Source organism: Amphibacillus cookii (assembly GCF_016908375.1).
Lineage (GTDB): Bacteria > Bacillota > Bacilli > Bacillales > Amphibacillaceae > Amphibacillus_C > Amphibacillus_C cookii.
On sequence record NZ_JAFBDS010000018.1, the window covers coordinates 1 to 23896 of the forward strand.

The following is a 23896-nucleotide window of genomic DNA, read 5'->3' on the forward strand; positions in this document are numbered from 1 at the left end:
AGAGAAATAGAAAAGACGTTAGCGAAAGTCTACCCCCATTTCACAAACGCATGAAATGGAGAATTCCCTTCACCAACGTCAAATAGTATACAACCGAATTTTTGATGTTTTAAACATTATTTATCACAGAAACCCTCCGTAAACTCCCCCTAAAAATAGAGCGTAGAGCAAATTGATTGAGGTGGTTGATAGCGGCGCTAATGTCGATTGACAGTTCGTTTTATTATTTAGAGCATATTTCGCTTTTTACTAAATTAAAATATGTAATCATCTGTTCCTTCCTCAAAATGTAACGACTTCTATTTTAAAATCCTATAACTTTTATCCATTTATCACAGCACAGCGTCTTTGCAACCGCAAAGACGCTGTGCCACTTGATCAGAACCATAGGCAGATTTGGGTTCTGATTACCGTTTAAATAACATATCTTGAAAAGAGAAGGAGGCGATTTCGTGGCTTATTTGCGTTCGAAAATTAATCAGATAATGAAGTCTGCTAAAAACCTACCAGTTGATGTGCAATTGAAATTACCTCGCATTACTATGATTGGAGATATCCATGTTTATATCGAAAATCACCACGGAATTTTACGTTTTACTTCTAATGAGATTGTATTAAAAGTAATCAATGGCTTACTAATTGTTAAAGGTAATAATCTTGTTATAAAAATGTTAGTCACAGAGGAAATTTTGATTGAAGGTACGATTAATGAGGTTAAAGTAGGCGAAGGATTACATAATAATGGAGTGGGACAATGAGAGCATTAAAACCATCATGGTTAAAAGGCGTCATCACCATAAAAGTAAAAGGACATTATCCAGAACGCTTCTTTGATTTATGTACAAGACATCAAATTAATGGATGGTCAATTAAGAAAATATCAAATACTGAATGTTTAGGCGACATTAATTTATCAGATTTAAAAAAGGTTCGTCAATTGAGACGAAAAACACGTTACAAGTTATCATTTGTCAGTAAAAAAGGCATGCCTTTTCTGTTCACGCAATTAAGAAGAATGAAAGTACTTGTAGTTTGTTTTTGTTTAGCTTTTTTAATATTTATCTATTTATCCCAATCGATATGGATGATAAACATTGATGGTATTCCGGTTGAAATAGAAAAACAAATACGTCAATCTCTTGATGAATATGGTGTGAAGAAGGGAAAACTTAAGCTATTTATTGAGAGTTCAAGCGACATACAACTACGATTATTAGCAGATTATCCAAATTTGCTTTGGGTGGGTATAAAACAAGATGGCATCATTTATCAATTAGATGTTGTTCCTAAAAGACAAGTAAATGAAGAAGAGTCGAAAAGTCGAAAACATCTATATGCGAAAAAGGATGGCGTGATTAGTGAGATGTTTGTAGCAAAAGGTCGACCGTTAGTAGAAATTAATGATTACGTAAAAAAAGGACAACTTCTCGTAACGGGTGAATTAAATCAAAATGATGAAGATGAGGATAAAGATGAAGATAAAGGTAGTAAAGAGCTTAGTACAGTAGAGGCAGAAATTTATGCAACCACATGGTATGAATCAAAACTGAACATTCCGTTAGTTGGACAGTATCAAACAGAAACAGGTAATCAATCGAAAAAATATAGCTTGCAAATAGGGAATTTTCAACTCCCTTTTTGGGGGTTCTGGTCAAATGATTTTGAACTTCAACAAGTAGAGACCACATTATATAAGCCTTCAATCGGAAGTTGGCAGCTCCCTATTGCGCTTTCGGTTGATCAACATCGAGAAATGTTAAATGCAGAGATTAATCGTACAGAAGAAGAGGCAACTGAGATTGGGATCGTACAAGCTAGGAAAAATTTGCTGAATGAATTGGGTGAGTCTGCAGAAATTATAAATGAAAAAATTTTGCATCAATCTATTGAGAATGGTAAAGTAAACTTACACGTATACTTCACGGTGAAGGAAGATATCGTGAATACTAATGCTATGAACCAAGGAGATTAATATATGTCTGATGCTTTACATTTAGTTGATTTACAAATAAAAGATCCTTCAGAAGCGATGAACTTATTCGGAGCAGAAGATAGCCATTTAAAACAACTCGAATCACAGATTGGTGTCTCAATAATTACCCGTGGAGAACAAGTTCGCGTGCAAGGAGATGAAGCGCAAGCTATACTCGTAAGCGATGTCCTGAACGCTTTATTAGAGGTTATTCGTAAAGACATTAAAATATCTGATCGAGACGTTATTTATGCTGTTGAATTAGCAAGAAAAGACAAAATAGAACAATTTTATACCCTTTTTGATGAAGAAATTATTCGTAATGCCCTGGGACGTCCTATCCGTGTAAAAACATTAGGGCAACGTCATTACGTAAATCAAATAAAGCACAATGATGTCGTATTTGGTATCGGACCTGCTGGTACTGGTAAAACATACTTAGCGGTTGTAATGGCAGTTAAAGCTTTAAAGGCAGGTAAAATAAAACGAATTGTTTTAACTCGACCGGCTGTAGAAGCTGGGGAAAGCCTTGGCTTTTTACCTGGCGATTTAAAAGAAAAGGTAGATCCTTATTTACGTCCTCTTTATGATGGATTACATGATGTATTAGGCTTAGAGCATACCACCCGTTTAATTGAACGAGGAACTATTGAAGTTGCTCCCCTTGCTTATATGAGAGGTCGTACATTAGATGATGCTTTTGTTATTTTAGATGAAGCACAAAATACGACCATAGCACAAATGAAAATGTTTCTTACAAGGTTAGGATTTGGATCGAAGATGGTTATAACAGGTGATATCACTCAAATTGATTTACCACATGGTACCTTTTCAGGTCTTATCTCTGTTCAAAAAACTTTAAAAGATGTTCTAGGTATTAACTTTGTTTATTTAGAACAGCAAGATGTCGTTCGTCATCCTGTTGTTCAGAGAATTATTGAAGCATTTGAAGAACAGTAGCTGACCAGTACGAATAATTGAATAAAAAGTCTGTTAAGCAATGAATAGAGCATCCTTTGTGTTTTTCAATTTTCTTAGGAACTTAAATTAGAAGAGCAATCGCTAATGTCCGGATTCACTCAATGAACCTGCAATCAGTGGGCGAAGAACGAAAACGCCTGGATTGGAGGTTCGTTCTATTTGCACTTCAAAGACGTAACTAAGTCGATATTGAGTGGATGGACTCAGATTATACCCGAATGATCACTTTTAAATGCGTATTTAAGTTCTTGTTAAATAACTTTATATCGTTATAAGTTCGTGCTCCTTTGGTATTGTAGCCAATTTGGAGCATGTTTTATTTGGACTTTTCTTAATATAAAAGTTATGTTGATATAAATGGTGTCATTTATCACAGATAATCGTTCGTAAAACGCCCGCCTCAAAGCAGAGAGCAAAAGAGACGAGAGATCATCTATTTAGGCGGGAGATAACGGGCGTTAATGTCCTGGTTCACTCAACTTTTAATCCGTGGGTAAGAGCGCCCTCCCAATGGATTTAAAGTTTGTTTTATAAAATAAGTATTACCACCACATTAGAGTAGCTTGTATTATTTTACTCTTAAACATATACATCATGTTTAAATCGTTGTATGATATGGTAAAAGGAATGTGTTTATTGTTGAATAAAGGAGTCATCCGAAATGAAGATTAAATTTGATAACCTAAGGGCATTGAGTAAACCGATTCAATTAAGCCTTGCTCTTGCTGTAATCGCCATATCCATATTTTCATTTACTATTTCTAATGTCTATACAGAAACATATGAAATAGAACGTTTTAGTAACGCTAGTGAAACGATTCGTTCCCCTATAACGATCGAAGATACGCGGGAAACAGAAAGAAGACAAAGGGAAGCGCTTCAATCTGTCGATGATCGTTATGAAATATCTCAAGAAGTGACAGAAGAGCGTATTGAATACATTACAGAACTCTTTGATGCAATTGCTTCTGTACATCAACCGAGTGATCAAGACGACAACGATGACAATAGCATTGAGCGATCAACATCAGAAAAATTGCAAGAATTAAAGCAAATATTAAGTAGTGAGATTACTGATCAAGTGTCAGATGAGGTACTGCTAACCTTAATTGCGATAAATGATAATGAGAAAGAAATAGCTTATGAGTTATTAACGACATCATTACAAGAAATCTTTAATGAAGGGGTTCAACGTGAACAAATTGAATCATCTGTCACTCAGTTGAATCAACGCCTGCAGTACTCTAGTATGGCTGATGAAATAAAAGAAGCATTATTTGAAATTGGTGAATTTGCTATTGTCGAAAATTCATTTTTTTCAATAGAAGAAACAATGGAAGCTGAACGACAAGCCATTGATAATGTTGAACCAGCTATGATACGTGCTGGTGAAGTCATTGTTCGTGAAGACCAAACGATTACCAATGAGATTTATGATAAACTAACATTAGTAGGACTTCTTAACAGTGATCGTAATATTTTTCCGATTTTAGGTCTGTTAATCTTTACGTTGCTTTTAACGGCTGTTCTTGCTTATAGTTTTGTTTATTATATAGATAGTGCATATTTGGATATGAAACGTTTGTTCGCACTTGTTTTAATTGTTGTTTTTACACTAGCGATAATGAAATTTATTAGCTTTTTTTCAACAGACGCTAATCAATTATACTTACTTATGCCGATCGCTACCAGTAGTATGTTACTTAGAATTCTTTATCGAGAACGGTTAGCCTTAATTTTTTCAATCGTTTTTGCTATACTAGCTACAATCATTTTTAACGGTCAGATTCCTGGATCGCTTCATTTGGAAGCCGGTATTTATATGCTGTTTGGACAATTATGTGTCATTATTACACTTATAGGGATTAAAGATCGTATGGCAATCTTAAAGGCTGTATTGGCTACAGGTGTAGTAAATATTTTAGTTACACTTGGTTTTCTATTCTTATCTTATGAAAGTTATCAACTGATCGAAATATTACGTTATGCTAGCTATGGATTTATCTCAGCAATGCTATCTGGCATTGTAACAATCGGTGTGCTTCCGTTTTTTGAGTCTATATTAGGTATATTATCTGATACAAAGTTACTTACATTGGCTAGCCCGAATCATCCTTTATTAAGAAAAATATTAACAGAAGCACCAGGAACTTATCACCATAGTGTTATGGTTGCAAATTTAAGTGAAGCGGCATGTGAGGCGATTGGTGCAAATGGTTTACTGGCACGAGTTGCTTCATATTATCATGATTTAGGAAAAACGAAGCAACCCCATTATTTCATTGAGAATCAAATGGGGATGAGAAATCCTCATGATTACTTATCACCTAAACAGAGTGCAACGATTATTTTAGCCCATCCCCATGATGGAGCAAGGATATTAAAAGATCATCGTTTGCCTCGAGAAATTATTGACGTAGCTGAACAACATCATGGTACTTCTTTATTAAAGTATTTTTATTATAAAGAAAAGGAACATAATAAAGAGGTAAGGGAAGAAGATTATCGGTATCAAGGGCCGTTACCACAAACAAAAGAATCTGCTGTGATTTCTATATGTGATTCCGTCGAAGCAGCCGTCCGTTCTTTAGATGAACCCACTAAAGAAAAGATTGATGATTTTATTCAGTCAATTGTTCAAGAGCGCTTAAATGATGGTCAATTGGATGATAGCGCATTAACATTTAAGGAGCTTCGTAAAATTAAACAAACCATTCAAGAAACATTAAATGGTATTTATCATTCACGAATTCAATACCCAACAAATAAAAAGGAGGATATTTAATTGCAAATCGATTTTCATGATGAAACAAACACAGTTGATGAGGATACGATTAATCTCATTAGTCAACTATTACATTATGCAGTAAAAGAAGAAGAGCTACGAAGCGAAGTGGAATTATCAATTAATTTTGTTAATAACACATCAATTCAAGAGCTCAATCGCAACTATCGCCAAATTGACCGTCCAACAGACGTCATCTCATTTCCCTTACAAGAAGTCGGAGAAAACGAGATAGCGATCATAGGTGAAGAGCTACCGGTATCGTTAGGAGATATTGTTATATCGGTTGAAAAGGCGGAGGAGCAAGCCAATGAATATCAACATAGCTTAAATCGAGAGTATGGTTTCTTAGTCATTCATGGTTTTCTTCATCTATTAGGATACGACCATTTGAATGATGAGGATGAAGTAAAAATGTTCTCTAGACAAGAGGAGTTATTAGATGGCTTCGGACTATCAAGAAATTAAGAAGAAGCGAGTTGGTATAGGTTATGCAGTTAATGGATTGAAATATGCCCTTAAACATGAAATAAACATGCGTGTTCATTTTTTGATTACATCCATGGTTATCATATTTGGCTTCCTATTTTCTATTTCTATAGTAGAGTGGGTTCTGTTAATATTGACGATTGGATTAGTATTAACAGCGGAAGTCTTTAATACAGCTGTTGAAGTGATGCTTGATTATTTAGCACCTGATTGGCACCCGACAGCTGGAGTGATTAAAGATTTAACAGCTGGTGGTGTTTTAATAGCAAGTGTTATTGCTGCGGTAATTGGTTTAATTATATTTTTTCCTAAAGTAATGATACTGTTTTGGTAAAGAGATTAAGGAGGACACGGTTATGCAACATGATTCATTTCACTCTGGTTTTATAACCATCATTGGACGTCCCAATGTTGGGAAATCTACATTCTTAAATCGCGTTATTGGCCAAAAAATAGCGATTATGAGTGATAAAGCACAAACAACACGTAATACGATTCAGGGTGTATGGACAGTGGAAAATGCCCAGATTATTTTTATAGATACACCTGGTATCCATAAACCTAAACATAAATTAGGTGATTTTATGGTAAATATAGCTGAAAATACGTTAAACGAAGTGGATGCTGTTTTATTTATGATTAACGCAAAAGAGGGATATGGCAGGGGCGATCAATATATTATTGATCGGTTGGAAAATGTAAAGAAACCTGTTTATCTTATTATTAATAAAATTGATCAAATCCATCCAGACGAATTATTTGAACTGATCACTGAATATAAAGACCGTTTTCCTTTTAAAGAGATTATTCCAATATCAGCCTTAGAAGGAAATAATGTTGAACATTTATTATCTGTTTTAAAACAACAACTACCCGAGGGGCCGCAATATTATCCCGAAGACCATATTACCGACCACCCTGAACGATTTATTATTGCTGAATTTATTAGAGAAAAAGCTATTCAATTAACAAGAGAAGAAGTGCCTCATTCCTTAGCAGTGTTGATTGAAAAGATTAAAAAACAACCAGATGAAAAAGTACTTGTTCAAGCTTCAATAATAATAGAGCGTAAATCTCAAAAAGGCATTATTATAGGTAAGCAAGGTAAAATGTTAAAGGATATTGGTATTCAAGCGAGGAAAGATATTGAACGCTTGTTAGGAACGAAAGTTTATTTAGAACTTTGGGTTAAGGTTCAAAAAGATTGGCGTAATCGAGATCACTACTTACATGAGTATGGATATAATCAAGATGAATATTAAACTAAGTGATCGCCATTCATTATTCATGGTAATAATTAATTAACATTGAAAAGTGATCTCCGGTCATTCTATAAATGTAGATGATGTAACTAAAAAGAGGAAAGGTGGACTTTTCATGCATGATTTACCTTGGATCGTTTTTAGTCAAACAGGAAATATAGAGACTTATCTACTCATGAAGGATATGGAGATTGACACCCTAAAAGAAGAGGAGACTATTCAAGATTCGCCACTTAATCACGAATTAAATAAATTGGTATAACTAATAAATAGAGGGATTGGTGAGGGTGCTTGAGAAACTAGAAGGCATTATTATCCGAACGCAGGACTATGGGGAAACACATAAAATCGTAACGATTTTCACTAAAGAATTAGGCAAGATTGCAGTTATAGCAAGAGGAGCAAAAAAGCCGAAAAGCCGTATGTCTGCGCTAGCTCAATTGTTTATTCATGGACAGTTTCTTATCCAACTCGGAAAAGGGTTGGGTGTGTTACAACAGGGTGAGATCATTCAATCTCATCGTCTGATACGTCAAGATATCATTCAAGCAGCGTATGCAAGCTATTTAACGGAACTAACCGATAAATTAATGGATGATAAGAAGCCCAATCATTATATATATCAACAATTTTCACTGGCATTAAAGTCACTATCGGAAGACAAGGACCCCTTAGTGATGACGATGATGTATGAAATGAAGCTATATAAAATTTCTGGTATTGCTCCAATAGTTAGTCACTGCTACCATTGTGGTAGTGAAGATAGTCTTCTGGGTTTTTCAATTAAGGAAGCTGGGGTAATCTGTGCTCGCTGTAAACACCATGACCCTAGTTATTTACCCTTGACAAACATGCAATTGAGATTATTAAGAATGTTCTCTGATGTTGACATAGAGAGAGTCGCCAATGTATCGGTAAAGGAAGAAAATAAAAAAGTTTTGCAACACGTCTTGGAATATTATTACGACCACTATGGAGGATTGACGATTAAATCAAAGAAATTCCTTAAACAGCTTCATTTGTTAACGGATTAACTTAACAATCTTGACAAACACAGAGGATTACCTTACTATAATGGATAGCAAAAGGGCTAGATTATACATAGTGATGAAGGAGAAAAGTAAATATCCATGATTATTATAGCGAATCTGGGCGGGTGTGAGCCAGGTATAATCGGTTTATTGAAAAGGCGCTCTGGAACTTGTAATAAAAAAGTGACTAAAGTTTTCTCTTTAGTAAATAGGGTGGAACCGCGGAAATCCCGTCCCTATGTCTTAAATTAAGACATAGGGACGGGATTTTTTATCACGGATAACCGCCCGTCTCAAAATAGAGAGCAGAAATCATTTGTTTAGGCGGAAGCTAACGGATACTAATTTCCTAGTTCACTCAACTACCTACCAAACAGTGGGGGAAGATTGTAGACTAAAACCGCCACGTCCTTAAGAGGATGACAGACTAAGACCGCCACGTCCTCTGCATGACCTATGTCGTGTAGCCCTCTGTCCACTGATTGAAGCTTCGTTTTATAGGAAAACGCGCTTAGCTCTTCGGGTGAGGAACTTGAATATTTCTTCGTGCGAGTAAAATATAGGATGAAGATGTAATACCTAAATCAAACGATACATAGTAAATGGAGGTAATAATATGCATGTTCAGGAAATGATTTTAACGTTACAAAAGCACTGGTCGGATCAAGGGTGCATTTTAATGCAAGCTTATGATACTGAAAAAGGTGCAGGAACCATGTCGCCTATGACACTTCTACGCAGTCTTGGGCCGGAACCGTGGAATGTTGCTTACGTTGAGCCATCAAGACGCCCTGCTGATGGGCGCTATGGTGACAACCCAAATCGGCTGTATCAGCATCATCAATTTCAAGTGATTATGAAACCATCACCAGATCACATTCAAGAGCTATATTTAGCTTCATTAGAGAAATTAGGAATTAACCCACTTAAGCATGATATCCGTTTTGTAGAAGACAATTGGGAAAATCCAACCTTAGGTGCCGCTGGACTCGGTTGGGAAGTTTGGTTAGATGGGATGGAAATTACACAATTTACATACTTTCAACAAATTGGAGGCTTAGAAGCAAGTCCAGTAGCTGTTGAAATCACTTATGGAATTGAGCGGTTAGCTTCTTATATTCAAGACAAAGAAAATGTTTTTGAACTGACTTGGACTGAAGGGGTCACGGTTCATGATATTTTCTATCAACCTGAATATGAGCATTCAAAGTATACTTTTGAGGAGTCAGATACGAACTTACTTTTCAATCTTTTTAATCAATTCGAACAAGAGGCCAAGCAAGTGATGGAGAAAGGTCTTGTTTTTCCAGCTTATGATTATGTATTAAAATGTTCCCATACCTTTAATTTGCTTGATGCTAAAGGAGTTATTTCAGTTACTGAAAGAACTGGCTATATTACAAGGGTTAGGAACTTGGCGAGAGCGATTGCTAAGTTATATGTAGAAGAGCGAGAAAAATTAGGTTTTCCGATGTTAAAAAAGGAGGTTAGAAGCCATGAGCACGAGTAATGTTTTATTTGAGATCGGACTTGAAGAAATGCCAGCCCGCTTTATAGCACCTACAGAAACACAATTACTTCAAAAAACTAAAGACTGGTTAGTGAAAAATCGCTTAGGTTATCAAGAATTAAATATATATGCGACGCCTAGGCGGTTAGCTGTGCAAATTATTGCGTTAGCTAATAAACAGCCTGATATAGAAGATGAAGCTAAAGGACCTGCTAAAAATATTGCATTAGATGAATCGGGCAACTGGACAAAGGCAGCACAAGGTTTTGTCAAAGGACAAGGGGTTACTGTTGAGGATATTTACTTTAAGCCTATTAAGGGAATTGACTATGTGCATGTAAAGAAATTCATAAAAGGGACATCCGCTGATCAAATTTTGCCCACTTTTAAAGATGTATTATTATCTTTAAGTTTTCCCAAAAATATGCGTTGGTCCAATCGTTCATTAAAATACATTCGCCCGATAAAATGGTTAGTTGGAATGAATGATCAATCTGTGATTAACTTTGAAATTGAAGGTGTGAGAAGCGGAAAAACGTCTTACGGCCATCGCTTTTTAGCAGGGAAGTTTGAAATAACCAACCCCCTCGATTATCAAAAAGATTTAGAAGCACAATATGTCATTGCAAGTAGTGAACGAAGAAAAGCAGAAATTATTGATCAAATAAATAGATTAGCAAATCAGCATCAATGGATCGTTGATAAGAACGAAGCATTGTTAGAAGAAGTTACTCAATTGGTGGAATATCCAACTGTTTTTTTTGGTAAATATAGTGAAGACTATTTGATTGTCCCTGAAGAAGCACTTATTACTTCTATGAAGGAGCATCAGCGATATTTCCCTGTTAGAGGAGAAAACGGCAATTTATTACCTTACTTTATTGGTGTAAGGAATGGTAATGACCAATATTTAGATACTGTCGCTAAAGGAAATGAAAAAGTACTGAATGCAAGACTTGCAGATGCCTTGTTCTTCTACAAGGAAGATCAAAAGCAGTCAATTGAAGCAAATAATCAAAAATTGACGAGAATGGTTTTTCAAGAACAATTAGGGACGATTGCAGATAAAGTAAATCGCGTAACAAAAATTGCAACAGCGATAGCAAAGCAGTTGGCTTTCTCAGAAAAAGACCTTGCTTATACCGAGCGAGCTGCAACAATCTGCAAGTTCGATTTAGTTACAAACATGGTGAATGAATTTACTAATCTGCAAGGGATAATGGGGGAGAAATATGCACGGTTAGCTGGTGAAGAAGAGTTTGTAGCAAAAGCGATAAATGAGCATTATATGCCGCGTCATGCTAAAGATATACTGCCGGAAACGTCAATTGGTGCCGTTATCAGTATCGCTGATAAACTAGATACAATTATTGGTTGTATTAGTGTAGGTCTAATCCCAACCGGCTCACAAGACCCTTATGCTTTAAGGCGACAAGCAATGGGTGTTATTCAAATTTTGCAAAGTAAAAATTGGAAACTAGATATTGAAAGTATCATTCGTATAGTCATTGAAGTGTATGAGCAGTCACCGGTAGACATGGATGACCAGTCTGTTATAGAAGCACAACTAATGGAATTTATTGAAGCTAGAATGATTTATTTAGCTAAAGAAAAGCAAATTTCACAAGATATGATTAAAGCTGTTACACATAAGGGTATTGGGGTTATCGCTAACGCCTTTGAAAAAGCTATGCTCTTAGAAAAGAAACGTGTTGATCCATCGTTTAAACCTACTCAGGAAGCGCTAGTACGTGTCATTAATTTAGCCAAAAAAGCAAAAGGAACGACGATTGATCAATCGTTATTTGAAAATCAATCTGAACATGACTTATTTAGTGCCTTTCAACGTACAAAAACAGATTATCAAGTTAAAATGCTAGACCGTGTTTATAGTGAAGCGTTAACTTTGCTAGCAGTTTTAACACCGGCCATCAATGCTTTCTTTGAAGAAACCATGGTCATGGTTGAAAATGAAGCGTTAAAAGCAAATCGTTTAGGCTTGCTAAACGCTATAGCTGAACTTGTCTATCAATTTGCTGATTTCAGCTTAGTTGAATGGAAGCAACAATTCTAAGACGAGGTGTGAATTTATGAATAAGCCAATTATATATTTAATTTCGGATTCCTTAGGTGAGACGGCAGAAAAAGTTATAAAGGCAGCTCTTTTACAGTTTGAAAACGGTCAAGATTATCAAATCATCAAATCACCATATGTCGAAGGAAAAGGAAAAATTGATGATGTATTAGCTTCTGCTGCTAAGGATCGAGCGATTGTTGGCTATACACTTGTTAATCCAAACCTTAGACAATATGTACTAAATAAATCAGCTGAAATGGGATTAGAGGCCATTGATATTATTGGACCTATGCTAGAAGCTATGGAGCGTCTTTTTCAGAAGAAACCAAGAATGAAACCGGGGTTAGGACACCAACTTGATGAAGCTTATTTCAAACGTGTAGAAGCTATCGAGTTTGCAGTTAAGTATGATGATGGGCGCGATCCGCGAGGCATTGAGCAAGCTGATTTAGTATTAATCGGCGTCTCAAGAACATCTAAGACTCCTTTATCACAGTATCTTGCACTAAAAAGTCTCAAAGTAGCGAATGTTCCGATCGTTCCCGAAGTGGATCCTCCTGAAGAGTTGTTTAAGACAAATCCAAATAAATGTTTTGGATTAAAGATTAGTCCCGAAAAGCTAAATGATATAAGGAAAGAGCGTCTAAAAGCATTAGGATTAAAAGAAAACGCAAATTATGCAGCACCAAAAAGAATAAACGAAGAAATCACTTTTTTTGAACAAGTTGTTGACCGGTTGGGTTGTCCGGTTATTGATGTTTCTCATAAAGCAGTTGAAGAGACAGCTAATCTGATATTGCAAATTCAATTGACTCGATAAAAATAAATAAGATAATTTAATACCTTACTTTATATGATTAGAGCCCCCGCCTGATACCTTTAAAAGAAAAAAATTAGGCGGGGGATAACTCTGAAATAAAAGATTTCATTAATTTTAAATCAAATTTATAGCGTTATTTGTATATATATATTATAATTAATATTTGTGAAAAAAATATATTAGAAACTAGATTGAAAAAGAGAAAGTTTAATAACATCGGTTAACCTTGAATCTTAGTTTTATGCAGGAATCCGCCTTTCTTATGTAGAACCCTTATCGTGACGTTTATTCAATCCTTCTTTTGACTATATTGTTCTAAGGAAAGAAAAGGCTTTAAGTATGTTTAAGAGATGTAAGGGTAGTTGCGGAAAAATCAGCACTATTTTTCACAGGTTAGAAAAGTAAAAAGCATAAAAAAAGCTATTTTATTCGTCAAAGGACTAACGAATGTGAATTTTTTTAAAATTTATTGTCGAAACTTGCAGGAATTTTTGATTTTATATAGAAATTAAATGTTGGTGATACTTATGGCAGGTCAAATTCCTGAACAAATTATTGATGAAATTCGTAAAGCTAATGATATTGTGGATGTCGTAGGAGAATACGTTTCATTAAAAAAACAAGGACGTAATTATTTTGGATTATGTCCATTTCATGGAGAACAAACACCTTCTTTTTCTGTGACGCAGGAAAAACAAATCTTTCATTGTTTTGGTTGTGGAAAAGGTGGCAATGTATTTACATTTTTAATGGAGTTGGAAGGATTCACTTTTCATCAAGCTGTTGAGTATTTGGGTGAAAAAAGCGGGCACCATTTACCCGATCAATATCAAAAAGATGATGCGCATAACCACGCAGTTGACCAGATTAGTTTACAGGCGTATGAATGGTTGACTAAATATTATCATCATGTACTTAGACATACAAAAGAAGCTCAAGCAGCTCAAGTATATTTGCAAGAGCGTGGCTTGACAGATGAGATGATTGATTTATTTCAGATCGGATTTTCACCACAAGCAAATGAAGTGACGACACAATTTCTAATTAAAAAAGATCTCAATATACAACATCTTGCTTCCTCTGGCGTTTTAGCTCGTAACGAAGAAAATCAAGTATACGATCGTTTTAGGGGGCGTGTTATTTTTCCTATACGAAATCATTTAGGGAAAACAGTAGGCTTTGGAGGTCGGTCAATTGGTGATTTAGAACCTAAATATTTGAATAGTCCAGAGTCAGCGTTGTTTCAAAAGGGTAAGCTGTTATTTAACTTCGATCTCGCTCGAAGTGAAATGAAAAAATTTGGCCAAGCTATATTATTTGAAGGTTATATGGATGTTATAACGGCATATCAAGCAGGTATTACGAATGGTGTAGCATCATTAGGAACATCCGCTACCGAACAGCAAGCAGCTTTACTTAAAAGGTATGTAGAGCAAGTTGTCATATGCTATGACGGTGATGAGGCTGGTATCCGTGCCACTTATAAAGCGGCGAAATTATTTAATAAAGTTGGCTGTCAAGTTCGTGTTGCTTCATTACCCGATAACCTTGATCCCGATGCTTATATTAAAGAATACGGAGGGGAAAGGTTTAAACATGAGGTGATAGAGGCAAGCTCTACGTATATGAGCTTTGTGATGACGTATTATAAGAGAGGATATAACCTCCAGATTGAGGCTGACAAAATCGCCTATATAAATCAAATGGTTAGTGAGATAGCCGTATTAAATGCAGCGATTGACAGAGATCATTATGCAAGAGAGCTAGCTAAAACATATCAATTATCAGTTGATACGATACTGGAAGAGATTAATGAAAAAAGGAAACAACGTGGAAATGATAAGGATAACTCTGTTTCAATAAGCCATACTAATGAGCGCGTATTTAAAAAGAACAGACAAAAACTTTTACCCGCGTATCATAATGCTGAAAAAAAATTGCTTGCATATATGTTATATGATCGATCCATTGCTGAAAAAATCAAACATAGCTTAGGGGCAGCTTTTAACATAGAAAAGCACCAGATCATTGTGACGTATCTTTACGCTTTTTATGAAGATGGTCATGATGCGAATGTCAGTCATTTTATTGAACGTGTAAACGATCAATCAATAAAAAGTGAGTTAGTTGAAATTGCAATGGAGCCGATATCACCTGATATTACTGATGCTGAAATTGATGATTACATTTATTTAATAAAATCAGAGCAAGGAGATAAGGCTGAAATACGTGAATTAATGAGTCAACAAAAACATGCAGAATTGAATAAAGATTTTGTTAAAGCAGCGCAAATAGGTATGGAAATTATGCGTATCCAAAAAGCGCTTAAGGATAAAAAACGTTAAGACAGGAACAGATGGAAGGAGGGGGACTCTTATGGCAGATAATAAGCCATCAGAATCAAAAGATAATGAAACAGAATTAACATTGGAACAAGCAAAAGAACAGATTGTAGAGATAGGGAAGAAGCGTGGTTTAATTGCTTATGAAGATGTTGCAGAACGATTAGCTATCTTTGAATTAGAGTCAGATCAAATTGATGAATTTTACGAATATTTAGGTGATCAAGGAATAGAGGTTGTTGGAGATTCTGAGGAAGATCCAAGTGAACAGCAAATCTCTAAAGTAGAGGAATTTGATTTAAATGATTTAAGTGTACCGTTGGGAATAAAAATAAATGATCCTGTGCGTATGTATTTAAAGGAAATAGGACGTGTCGATTTATTGTCAGCTCAAGAAGAGATTAGTTTAGCTGAAAGAATTGAGCAAGGCGATGAAGAAGCGAAGAGACGATTAGCTGAAGCAAACTTGAGACTTGTAGTTAGTATTGCTAAGCGATACGTAGGAAGAGGAATGCTTTTTCTTGACCTCATTCAAGAAGGTAATATGGGACTTATAAAAGCGGTAGAAAAATTTGATTATCGAAAAGGCTTTAAGTTTAGTACTTATGCAACTTGGTGGATCCGACAAGCTATAACAAGAGCGATTGCAGATCAAGCCCGTACCATTCGTATACCTGTCCATATGGTAGAAACGATTAACAAATTAATTAGAGTTCAACGCCAGCTGCTACAAGATTTTGGACGAGAGCCAACGCCTGAAGAGATAGGGAAAGAGATGGAGCTTACACCAGATAAAGTGAGAGAAATATTGAAAATCGCCCAAGAACCTGTGTCTCTTGAAACGCCGATAGGAGAAGAAGATGATTCTCATCTAGGTGACTTCATTGAAGATCAAGAAGCTACTTCTCCATCGGATCACGCAGCATATGAACTTTTAAAAGAACAATTAGAAGATGTACTTGATACATTAACAGATAGAGAAGAAAATGTCCTGCGTTTGCGTTTTGGACTAGATGATGGAAGAACACGTACGCTCGAAGAGGTAGGTAAAGTCTTTGGTGTCACACGTGAGCGGATCCGACAGATTGAAGCAAAAGCACTTAGAAAACTTCGTCACCCAAGTCGAAGTAAGCGTCTGAAAGACTTCTTAGAGTAAATAGGTTAACAAAGGTTGGCTCAGTCAATCCAGATTCAGTTGAGCTTCAATTGATTCTTGGTTGGCTGTTTTTTTAGTTAGGAAAGCTTAAAGTTTTAATAAAGAAACAGAATTCACTGTTAAACTTTAAAAGTCACACGTATAAGAAAACGAATCCCTCACAAAAAGGTGAGCGAATGTGAGTTTTCTAACTAATGATGGTCGATAGAAATTAAATCGTCAATTCTGAGGTGTTTGCAAATGGACGAACAACGGAAAAAAATAATTATTAATGAAATTAAGCATTGGAAAAACAGCCAATTACTACCTGGGCATTTTTGTGATTTTTTACTTGCATTATATACAGAAGGCGATGTTCAAGAAGAAGAACAAGAAAGTATTTTAATAGAAGAGCAAAAAACAACAGTTAACCCGTTCCATTTCTTGTTTATTCTATTAAATTTTATTTTATCGCCTACTATGTTCATATTTGTTTTTTTTGTTGTGTTATCAAATGCTCAAATGATAACTTTACTTACTTTAACGGTCATTATTTCTATTGGATTATTTTATCTAGGCTATAAAATCTATCAAATTCCTTTTCAGTATGTATTTGCAGCTTTATTATTAAACATTTGTATCATTTCAATTACTACTGTAAATCAATGGTTTTATTCGTCGTCTGTCGCGATAATAGTGATTTTTTTACAACTTGTAATCTGGCTTATTTTATCGATAAAATGGAAAATAAAATTAGTACTAAGTATGAGTGTGGTTGGGATAGTCGTTTGTCTAATAGCTATCATAATATAAAGGTTAGGTGTTATAAATGTCAATCAAAGAAAACATACTGTCAAATCGGTTAAAGAAGATTGCTCAATTTCTGCCTCAAGGCGCTTATTTTGCAGACATAGGTAGTGATCACGCTTATTTACCTGTACACATATGCAAACAAGATCAAACGGCTAGAGCGGTTGCTGGAGAACTAAATAATGGCCCCTATTTGTCTGCGTGTCAACACGTAGCCGCTTATGGCTTAACGGATCGTATTGATGTGATCAAAGGAGATGGTTTAACAGTAATAACCGATCTGCCTGTTAAACAAATTGTTGTGGCTGGTATGGGTGGCGTGCTCATCCAATCGATTCTTGAAAAGGGTAAAGAATTACTAGATGGTGTCGAGCGGTTAATTTTACAACCGAATGTAGATAGTCATTACATTCGAAAGTGGCTAGCGTCAAGTGCTTTCCATTTGACAGCTGAGCGAATATTAGAGGAAGATGGCCATATTTATGAGATTTTAGTAGCAGATGCTCATGCTATGAACGGAGATCATCTGGAGGATCAATCGTTAAAATCATTAATGTTTGGACCTATGCTTTTACAAGAAAAAAATGGAGCTTTTCGAAAGAAGTGGGAACGAGAGCGTGAAAATAAGTTGAAAATAATTAGTCAGATTAAACAAGCAAAAGAACCTAATCAATCGAAGATTAAGCAATTTGAACTGGAAGTGAAATGGATTGAGGAGGTGTTAACTGATGAATAAAGTATTTACGGTTGGCGAAATAATAACATGGTTAGAGGAATGGGTTCCTAAAAAATATGCGTATGAATGGGATAATGTTGGTCTCCAAGTTGGTGACTTAACCACACAGGTAACTAAAATTTTAGTTACCTTGGATATAACGGAAGATGTTGTAGATGAAGCGATAGCACAAGGTGTTAACCTTATTGTAGCCCATCACCCACTATTATTTAAACCAATAAAGCAAATTAACGTTAATTCTGCTCAAGGTCGTATATTAAAGAAGCTAATTCGTCATGAAATCACTGCTTACGCTGCACACACAAATTTGGATATAGTAGAAGGTGGTGTAAATGATTTATTAGCTGAGAAATTGAATTTACAATCAGCGCATGTGATGATCCCAGAATTTAATGAGAAATTTTATAAATTTCATGTTTATGTCCCAGAAACACATTTAGACCGAGTAGATCATGCTTTAACGCGTATGGGGGTTGGACAAATAGGGGATTATAAAGATTGTTCTTTTCGAATCAAAGGTACAGGCGCTTTTACACCTTTAAAACAAGCAGATCCCTATATAGGTGAACAAGGAAGTAAGTCTTATGTAGAAGAAATAAAGCTTGAATACATGCTTAAAGAAGCACAATTACAAGAAGCGATCAGGACATTGCTTACAACACATCCTTATGAGGAACCTGCGTATGATCTTATTGAGCTTGAAAATGAAGGTGAAGTCCAGGGGTTAGGTCGAATTGGTGAACTGGGTAAAGAAACCACATTAGCTGATTTTGCTAATGAGGTAAAGAAAATATTTTCGTTGTCAGGTTTACGTGTAACCGGGCCATTAGACAAAAAGATAAAAAGAGTAGCAGTACTTGGAGGTAGTGGTGAAAAATACTTTAAACATGCTAAAAGATTAGGTGCTGACGTATACGTTACAGGAGATTTGACATTTCATCAGGCTCAAGACGCAGAAGCACTAGGTTTAGCGATTATCGATCCAGGGCACCATATTGAATACGTGATGATTGAAGCGGTTTGTCAATATCTAAAACAAAAATTAAATCACGAAACAAGTGATTTAGAAGTTATTCCAACTCAGCTTAGTTCTGACCCATTTACATTCATCTGAGGGTCTGTTGTGTCGCCGCTCGTAGGCTAAGTGCGCGAGGAATAGTAATGGAATGTTAAACTTAAACAAGGTGATGGTTCAGTCTAACATTCCATTCAGCTCGGATTCCCGCTTAACTGTTGCATCCTTACACTGAATAATTACGTTAACAGTATTCGCATTTCATTTTATTTTTTTGTTTTAGTTGCTATTATCAGCTCAACATTCTAATCCCATATCGTATCCCTAGCCTTTATTTGCGCTTTACTTTAGGTAATATTTTATTTTGTTTAACTTTTGTCGTCAGATCCCATGTCGATTCATCATTAGGATCGAATTGTTCGATAAATTTAATTACTTCTTTTGTAATAGGTGTAGGCGTTGAAGCTCCAGCAGTGATGGCTACACAGCTAACGCCATTTAACCATTCTAAATTTAATTCTGATAGATCAGCAATTCGATAAGCAGGTGTTTGGGCAATCTCTTGAGATACTTGAGCTAATCGGTTTGAATTATTACTTCTAGGATCACCAACAACTAAAGTTAGATCAGCAGCTTTAGCCTGTTCAGCTACTGCTTCCTGCCGCACTTGTGTCGCCATACAGATCTCTTGAACCATCTCTGTTTGTGGGTATTTAGCTTTTACTGCCTGCATCACATCGTAAACATCCCATTGACTCATCGTTGTTTGATTAGTTACTAAGATTTTCGGATGGTCGAGTGAAAGGTGCTCAACATCTTCTTCTGTTTGTACAGGAAAGACATCATTTGGGGCAACGCCGACAGCGCCTTCAGGTTCTGGGTGCCCTCGTTTTCCTATGTAAACCACTTTATAACCTTCTTTAACTTTTTGACGAATTAAATCATGTGTACGCGTCACATCTGGACAGGTTGCATCAAGCACGGTTAACCCTTTTGCTCTAGCTTTTTCTTTAACAGTTGGCGAGACACCATGAGCTGTAAATATAACCGTACCTTGAGCGATGTCATCGAGTAACTCTTCACGATTTTTTCCATCCAATGTGATGACACCTTCTTCTTGGAAAGCATTTGTTACATGAGCATTATGCACAATCATTCCTAATATATAAATAGGTCGTGGTAAATTTGGGTCTTTAACAGCATTTTGAGCGATAACCATAGCATCTACCACACCATAACAATAACCACGCGGCGCAATTTTTATAACATCCATGACTATTTCCCCCCTAGTCAATTTTTAGAACAACACTATCATTATAAAGAAAAACAGATAAAATGACAAAAGGTAACCGTCGTATGATTTTCAAAGTGTGCATTTTTTGTTAAAGTCAACTATAATATAAAGGTAAATCGATAGGACAAGGAGTTAATTATGGAAAAACATCAATTCAAACAATATAATTTACAACCATGGATCCATGACGTGATAAACAAATTACATTTTGATTATCCCACCCCGATTCAACAAAAAGTGATTCCAGCCGTTTTAAGAGGGGAAAGTGTTATCGGTCAATCACATACTGGATCGGGTAAAACACATGCCTTTTTGATCCCGTTATTCAGTCAATTAGATACTAATAAAAACGGGACGCAAGTGGTTATTACATCACCTACTAGAGAACTAGCCACACAAATTTATAATGAAGTAAAAAAAATAATTGAGTTTATTAAACAAGAGCAAAATATAACAGCTAAATTATTTATTGGCGGCACTGATAAGCAACGTACGATTGATAAATTAAAGGAACAACCGCAAATTGTCGTTGCAACCCCAGGGAGACTGTTAGACTTAATTAAAGAAGGGGCTCTAGATATTTATACTGCACGCTCATTTGTAATCGATGAAGCGGACTTAATGTTAGATCTTGGTTTAATTCATGAGATTGATCAAATGCTTGTTAGGGCAGATCAGTCGATTCAACTGCTTGTTTTTTCAGCGACTATTCCAGAACGGTTACAACCATTTTTGAAAAAATATTTGCAAAATCCTACACATTTTCATATTAATGATCACTTTGCACCAGAAACGATTGAACATCGCTTAATTCCGTTACGTCACCGTGAGCCAGCCCGAATTATCGCTATGATAGCAACTGTCATTAATCCATACTTAACGATTATTTTCACGAATGGGAAAGAGGCTGCTAATCAGTTGTTTGAGGCACTACAATCAGAGGGACTTAATGTTGGTATTATTCATGGTGGTCTTGCGGCGAGAGAACGAAAACGGGTATTAAAAGATATCCAAGCGCTTAAATATCAATACATTGTTGCAACGGATTTAGCTGCAAGAGGGATTGACATAAAAGGGGTCAGCCATGTCATCAATGCCCAGTTACCTAAAGAGGAGCCATTCTATATACACCGTGTGGGGCGTACTGCCAGAGCAGGTATGGAAGGTATAGCCATTAATTTGTACGGCGATGAAGATGTTCCATTGTTAAACAAATTAAACGCACGAGGAATTGAATTTGACACATTTGATATTGTTAATGGGGAATGGAAAGAAATTAAGCCGTGGAATGAACGCCGATTAAGAAAAAAAGAAGGCGATGATATTGATCAACAAGCTTGGCAACGCGTAAAGAAACCATCAAAAGTAAAACCAGGCTATAAGAAAAAAATGAAACGACAACATGATAAAATAAAAAAACAATTAAAGAGAAATCAACCAAAGAAATAGGGGTGGAGAAAGTGAAAATCGGTTCTCATGTATCAATGAGTGGAAAGAACATGTTATTAGGATCTAGTGAAGAAGCAGTGAGTTATGGGGCTACTGCGATGATGATTTATACAGGAGCACCGCAAAATACAAGGCGTAAAGCGATTGAAGAATTAAATATTGAAGCAGGTATCCATCATATGGAACAAAACGGGATTGAAGATTTAGTTGTGCATGCGCCTTATATCATAAATTTAGGTAATACAACAAAACCGGAAACATTTGAATTAGCTATTTCATTTATGCAGAGTGAGATTGAAAGAACAGCTGCGTTAAACGCCAAGCAAATTGTTTTACACCCCGGTGCACATGTTGGTGCTGGAGTAGAAAAAGGTATTGCTAGAATTGTTGAAGGACTAAATGAAGTATTGACGAAAGAGCATGATGTTCAGATTGCCTTGGAAACGATGGCCGGGAAAGGTTCAGAAATTGGGAGAACATTTGAAGAGTTGGCAATGATTATTGATGGTGTTGCACAAAATAATAGACTTTCTATTTGCCTAGATACTTGTCACGTCCATGATGCTGGCTATGATATTGTCAATAATTTTGATCAAGTACTAGATGATTTTGATAAAGTGATTGGTTTGGATCGCTTGAAAGTCATTCATGTGAATGATAGTAAAAATGAAAAAGGAGCACATAAGGATCGCCATGAAAATATTGGTTTTGGCTATATCGGTTTTGAAGCGTTACATTATATTGTTCATCATCCACAACTTAGCCATTTACCAAAAATCTTAGAAACACCATATGTAGGTGAAGATAAAAAAAATAAAAAACCACCTTATAAATTTGAAATCAACATGTTAAAGGGCGAAAATTTCCAACCTGATTTAAAAGAAAAAATCATCCAACAATAAACAAATTTTCATAAACGTTGAATGTGTAATTAAACATAGAATAGTTAAGTCGAATGTTAATTCGCTTTTTCAGTAGTGTGTAATAACGAACTGATAGCACTAGCAAGAAGAGTACGGCGGTTAATGAACCTGACTTTCTCTTAGAAAAGGAGACATCAGCGCGTTGGCGATGTCTCCTTTGTGATTGTGAGGCGGATATGTTATCCCTAGCATGTCATTTAGCACAGATAACCGTTCGTAAACCATCCCCCTTAAAATAAGAGAATAGAGCAAATCGATTGAGGTGGGTGATAACGGACGCTAATGTCCTGATTCACTTAACCACCAATCCGTGGGTGGGTAAGATCATAGACTAAAACCGCCACATCTTTAAGAAGGATTACAGACTAAGGGCCCCACGTCTACATGACCTACATCCTGTAGCCCTCCGCCCACTGATTGCAGGTTTGTTTTATAAATAGATTTTGTATTTAAGGACAAATTTTTGTTTTATCGTAAGCTATTCTTGCTTTTATGACTTCTTTGTACCATCGCTAAAACTATTCTGAGTACTTGCCTTACTTAAACCAATCTGCTACATCATATTGCTGGATCAACTGATTTAAAATTGTCTTCGCTTTGTTTACTGTTTGTCGATCTGTAATCTTTTCAAGCTTATCAAACATCCTGCTTAAATCTTCTTTAATAAAGGGGTCAAACTGCTGTTCTTTTAGCAGGTTAACAATTTGACTTGCTTGAGATCCAGATAATTCTACGCCATATATTTGAGCATAAGTTTGCAATTCTTTTGGGGTTAACTGAGCTAATTTATTTCGAATTAACTGTTTCATAACTGGATTCATCCTTTTCCTCCTTTTAGTTATAAAGTTATTCCTTGTTATCTTTTAATATATGATTATGGAAGTAAAGGTTTACCGACTTTTTGAAAAGATAAACTATTCTATTTGTAATCCTTATCAAATTAAGTTAGGATGTCGTCTTGTAGCAATACAGTTAGCCATTGTTTATTTAGATTTTTCCCATCATAAATATCAAGATTGGAATCAAGCGTTAGCAGCATATCACCGTGGAATGTCGGGAATGGAAAGTTATATAACGGACAAATGGTACAGCAGAAAGTCGAGGCAAATTCAGACAAAAGCAGAGCAACACCATACGATTGCGATGGCAAATTAAAAAGCTAAAGGCTAGTTAATCTGTACCCTTTGTAAAGGACTTTTTAAAAAAAGACTATGCTACACTGGAAAGGTGATTCCTGTATTGTACAGGGGTCATCTTTTTTAAAT

Annotated in this window: 22 protein-coding genes and 1 other annotated feature; of the genes, 20 read left to right on the forward strand and 2 right to left on the reverse strand. The window is 35.8% G+C overall.

What is annotated here, in order from left to right:
- Window positions 1–452: 452 nt before the first annotated feature.
- The 17 genes from yqfC to JOE23_RS17185 all read left to right on the forward strand — a co-directional run bounded on the left by yqfC (window position 453) and on the right by JOE23_RS17185 (window position 19064).
- The gene (yqfC, locus tag JOE23_RS17105) at window positions 453–758 is read left to right on the forward strand and encodes a sporulation protein YqfC (protein ID WP_338021936.1); all 306 of its coding nucleotides are present in this window, start codon (window positions 453–455) and stop codon (window positions 756–758) included.
- Window positions 755–1972, forward strand: coding sequence for a sporulation protein YqfD (yqfD, locus tag JOE23_RS17110; RefSeq protein ID WP_204440586.1), 1218 nt, complete (start codon window positions 755–757; stop codon window positions 1970–1972). Before yqfC ends, yqfD begins: the two co-directional genes overlap by 4 nt.
- A 3-nt stretch (window positions 1973–1975) precedes the next feature.
- The gene (locus tag JOE23_RS17115) at window positions 1976–2932 is read left to right on the forward strand and encodes a PhoH family protein (protein ID WP_204440588.1); all 957 of its coding nucleotides are present in this window, start codon (window positions 1976–1978) and stop codon (window positions 2930–2932) included.
- Between the two features lie 682 nt (window positions 2933–3614).
- Entirely contained in the window at window positions 3615–5738 is a 2124-nt protein-coding gene (locus JOE23_RS17120; RefSeq protein ID WP_204440591.1) for an HD family phosphohydrolase, read from the forward strand.
- Window positions 5739–6206, forward strand: a complete 468-nt coding sequence (ybeY, locus tag JOE23_RS17125; protein WP_204440593.1) for an rRNA maturation RNase YbeY — start codon at window positions 5739–5741, stop codon at window positions 6204–6206.
- Window positions 6181–6561, forward strand: coding sequence for a diacylglycerol kinase family protein (locus tag JOE23_RS17130; RefSeq protein WP_204440595.1), 381 nt, complete (start codon window positions 6181–6183; stop codon window positions 6559–6561). Before ybeY ends, JOE23_RS17130 begins: the two co-directional genes overlap by 26 nt.
- A 22-nt stretch (window positions 6562–6583) precedes the next feature.
- Complete coding sequence (era, locus tag JOE23_RS17135; protein WP_204440597.1) at window positions 6584–7489, forward strand: GTPase Era; 906 nt, start codon at window positions 6584–6586, stop codon at window positions 7487–7489.
- Window positions 7490–7604: 115 nt separating this feature from the next.
- Window positions 7605–7751 (forward strand): YqzL family protein, encoded by a 147-nt coding sequence (locus JOE23_RS17140; protein ID WP_204440600.1) that lies wholly within the window; start codon window positions 7605–7607, stop codon window positions 7749–7751.
- 25 nt (window positions 7752–7776) lie between these two features.
- A complete protein-coding gene (gene recO, locus JOE23_RS17145) occupies window positions 7777–8523 on the forward strand; it encodes a DNA repair protein RecO (protein ID WP_204440602.1) in 747 nt (248 codons plus the stop codon).
- 64 nt (window positions 8524–8587) lie between these two features.
- Window positions 8588–8761: a binding site (T-box leader), on the forward strand.
- Between the two features lie 375 nt (window positions 8762–9136).
- Window positions 9137–10030, forward strand: a complete 894-nt coding sequence (gene glyQ / locus JOE23_RS17150) for a glycine--tRNA ligase subunit alpha (RefSeq protein WP_204440604.1) — start codon at window positions 9137–9139, stop codon at window positions 10028–10030.
- Window positions 10017–12104, forward strand: a complete 2088-nt coding sequence (gene glyS / locus JOE23_RS17155; RefSeq protein WP_204440606.1) for a glycine--tRNA ligase subunit beta — start codon at window positions 10017–10019, stop codon at window positions 12102–12104. The genes glyQ and glyS overlap by 14 nt, the downstream gene beginning before the upstream one ends.
- Before the next feature lie 16 nt (window positions 12105–12120).
- Window positions 12121–12927 (forward strand): pyruvate, water dikinase regulatory protein, encoded by an 807-nt coding sequence (locus JOE23_RS17160; protein WP_204440608.1) that lies wholly within the window; start codon window positions 12121–12123, stop codon window positions 12925–12927.
- 527 nt (window positions 12928–13454) lie between these two features.
- Window positions 13455–15272 carry a DNA primase gene (dnaG, locus tag JOE23_RS17165; protein WP_204440609.1) on the forward strand — a complete coding sequence of 606 codons (1818 nt, stop codon included), beginning with the start codon at window positions 13455–13457 and terminating at the stop codon, window positions 15270–15272.
- Between the two features lie 31 nt (window positions 15273–15303).
- The gene (rpoD, locus tag JOE23_RS17170; protein WP_204440611.1) at window positions 15304–16425 is read left to right on the forward strand and encodes an RNA polymerase sigma factor RpoD; all 1122 of its coding nucleotides are present in this window, start codon (window positions 15304–15306) and stop codon (window positions 16423–16425) included.
- Window positions 16426–16665: 240 nt separating this feature from the next.
- Window positions 16666–17217 (forward strand): hypothetical protein, encoded by a 552-nt coding sequence (locus JOE23_RS17175; protein ID WP_204440637.1) that lies wholly within the window; start codon window positions 16666–16668, stop codon window positions 17215–17217.
- Window positions 17218–17233: 16 nt separating this feature from the next.
- A complete protein-coding gene (locus JOE23_RS17180) occupies window positions 17234–17950 on the forward strand; it encodes a tRNA (adenine(22)-N(1))-methyltransferase (protein WP_204440613.1) in 717 nt (238 codons plus the stop codon).
- Window positions 17943–19064: a Nif3-like dinuclear metal center hexameric protein gene (locus tag JOE23_RS17185; protein ID WP_204440622.1), complete on the forward strand. Its 1122-nt coding sequence runs from the start codon at window positions 17943–17945 to the stop codon at window positions 19062–19064. The genes JOE23_RS17180 and JOE23_RS17185 overlap by 8 nt, the downstream gene beginning before the upstream one ends.
- Window positions 19065–19296: 232 nt before the next feature.
- Here the strand turns inward: JOE23_RS17185 and JOE23_RS17190 are convergent, their stop codons facing one another.
- Window positions 19297–20238: a 4-hydroxy-3-methylbut-2-enyl diphosphate reductase gene (locus tag JOE23_RS17190; protein WP_204440624.1), complete on the reverse strand. Its 942-nt coding sequence runs from the start codon at window positions 20236–20238 to the stop codon at window positions 19297–19299.
- Window positions 20239–20397: 159 nt separating this feature from the next.
- Between JOE23_RS17190 and JOE23_RS17195 the strand changes: the two genes are divergently transcribed.
- Together JOE23_RS17195 and JOE23_RS17200 are read left to right on the forward strand one after the other, a co-directional pair.
- Window positions 20398–21708 carry a DEAD/DEAH box helicase gene (locus JOE23_RS17195; protein WP_204440626.1) on the forward strand — a complete coding sequence of 437 codons (1311 nt, stop codon included), beginning with the start codon at window positions 20398–20400 and terminating at the stop codon, window positions 21706–21708.
- 11 nt (window positions 21709–21719) lie between these two features.
- Complete coding sequence (locus JOE23_RS17200; RefSeq protein WP_204440628.1) at window positions 21720–22610, forward strand: deoxyribonuclease IV; 891 nt, start codon at window positions 21720–21722, stop codon at window positions 22608–22610.
- A gap of 557 nt (window positions 22611–23167) precedes the next feature.
- Here JOE23_RS17200 and JOE23_RS17205 read toward each other — a convergent pair.
- Entirely contained in the window at window positions 23168–23452 is a 285-nt protein-coding gene (locus tag JOE23_RS17205; RefSeq protein WP_204440630.1) for a DUF2624 family protein, read from the reverse strand.
- Between the two features lie 55 nt (window positions 23453–23507).
- On the opposite strand from JOE23_RS17205, the gene JOE23_RS17210 reads away from it, so the two are divergent.
- Window positions 23508–23786 (forward strand): lysozyme family protein, encoded by a 279-nt coding sequence (locus tag JOE23_RS17210; protein WP_204440632.1) that lies wholly within the window; start codon window positions 23508–23510, stop codon window positions 23784–23786.
- Window positions 23787–23896 lie beyond the last annotated feature (110 nt).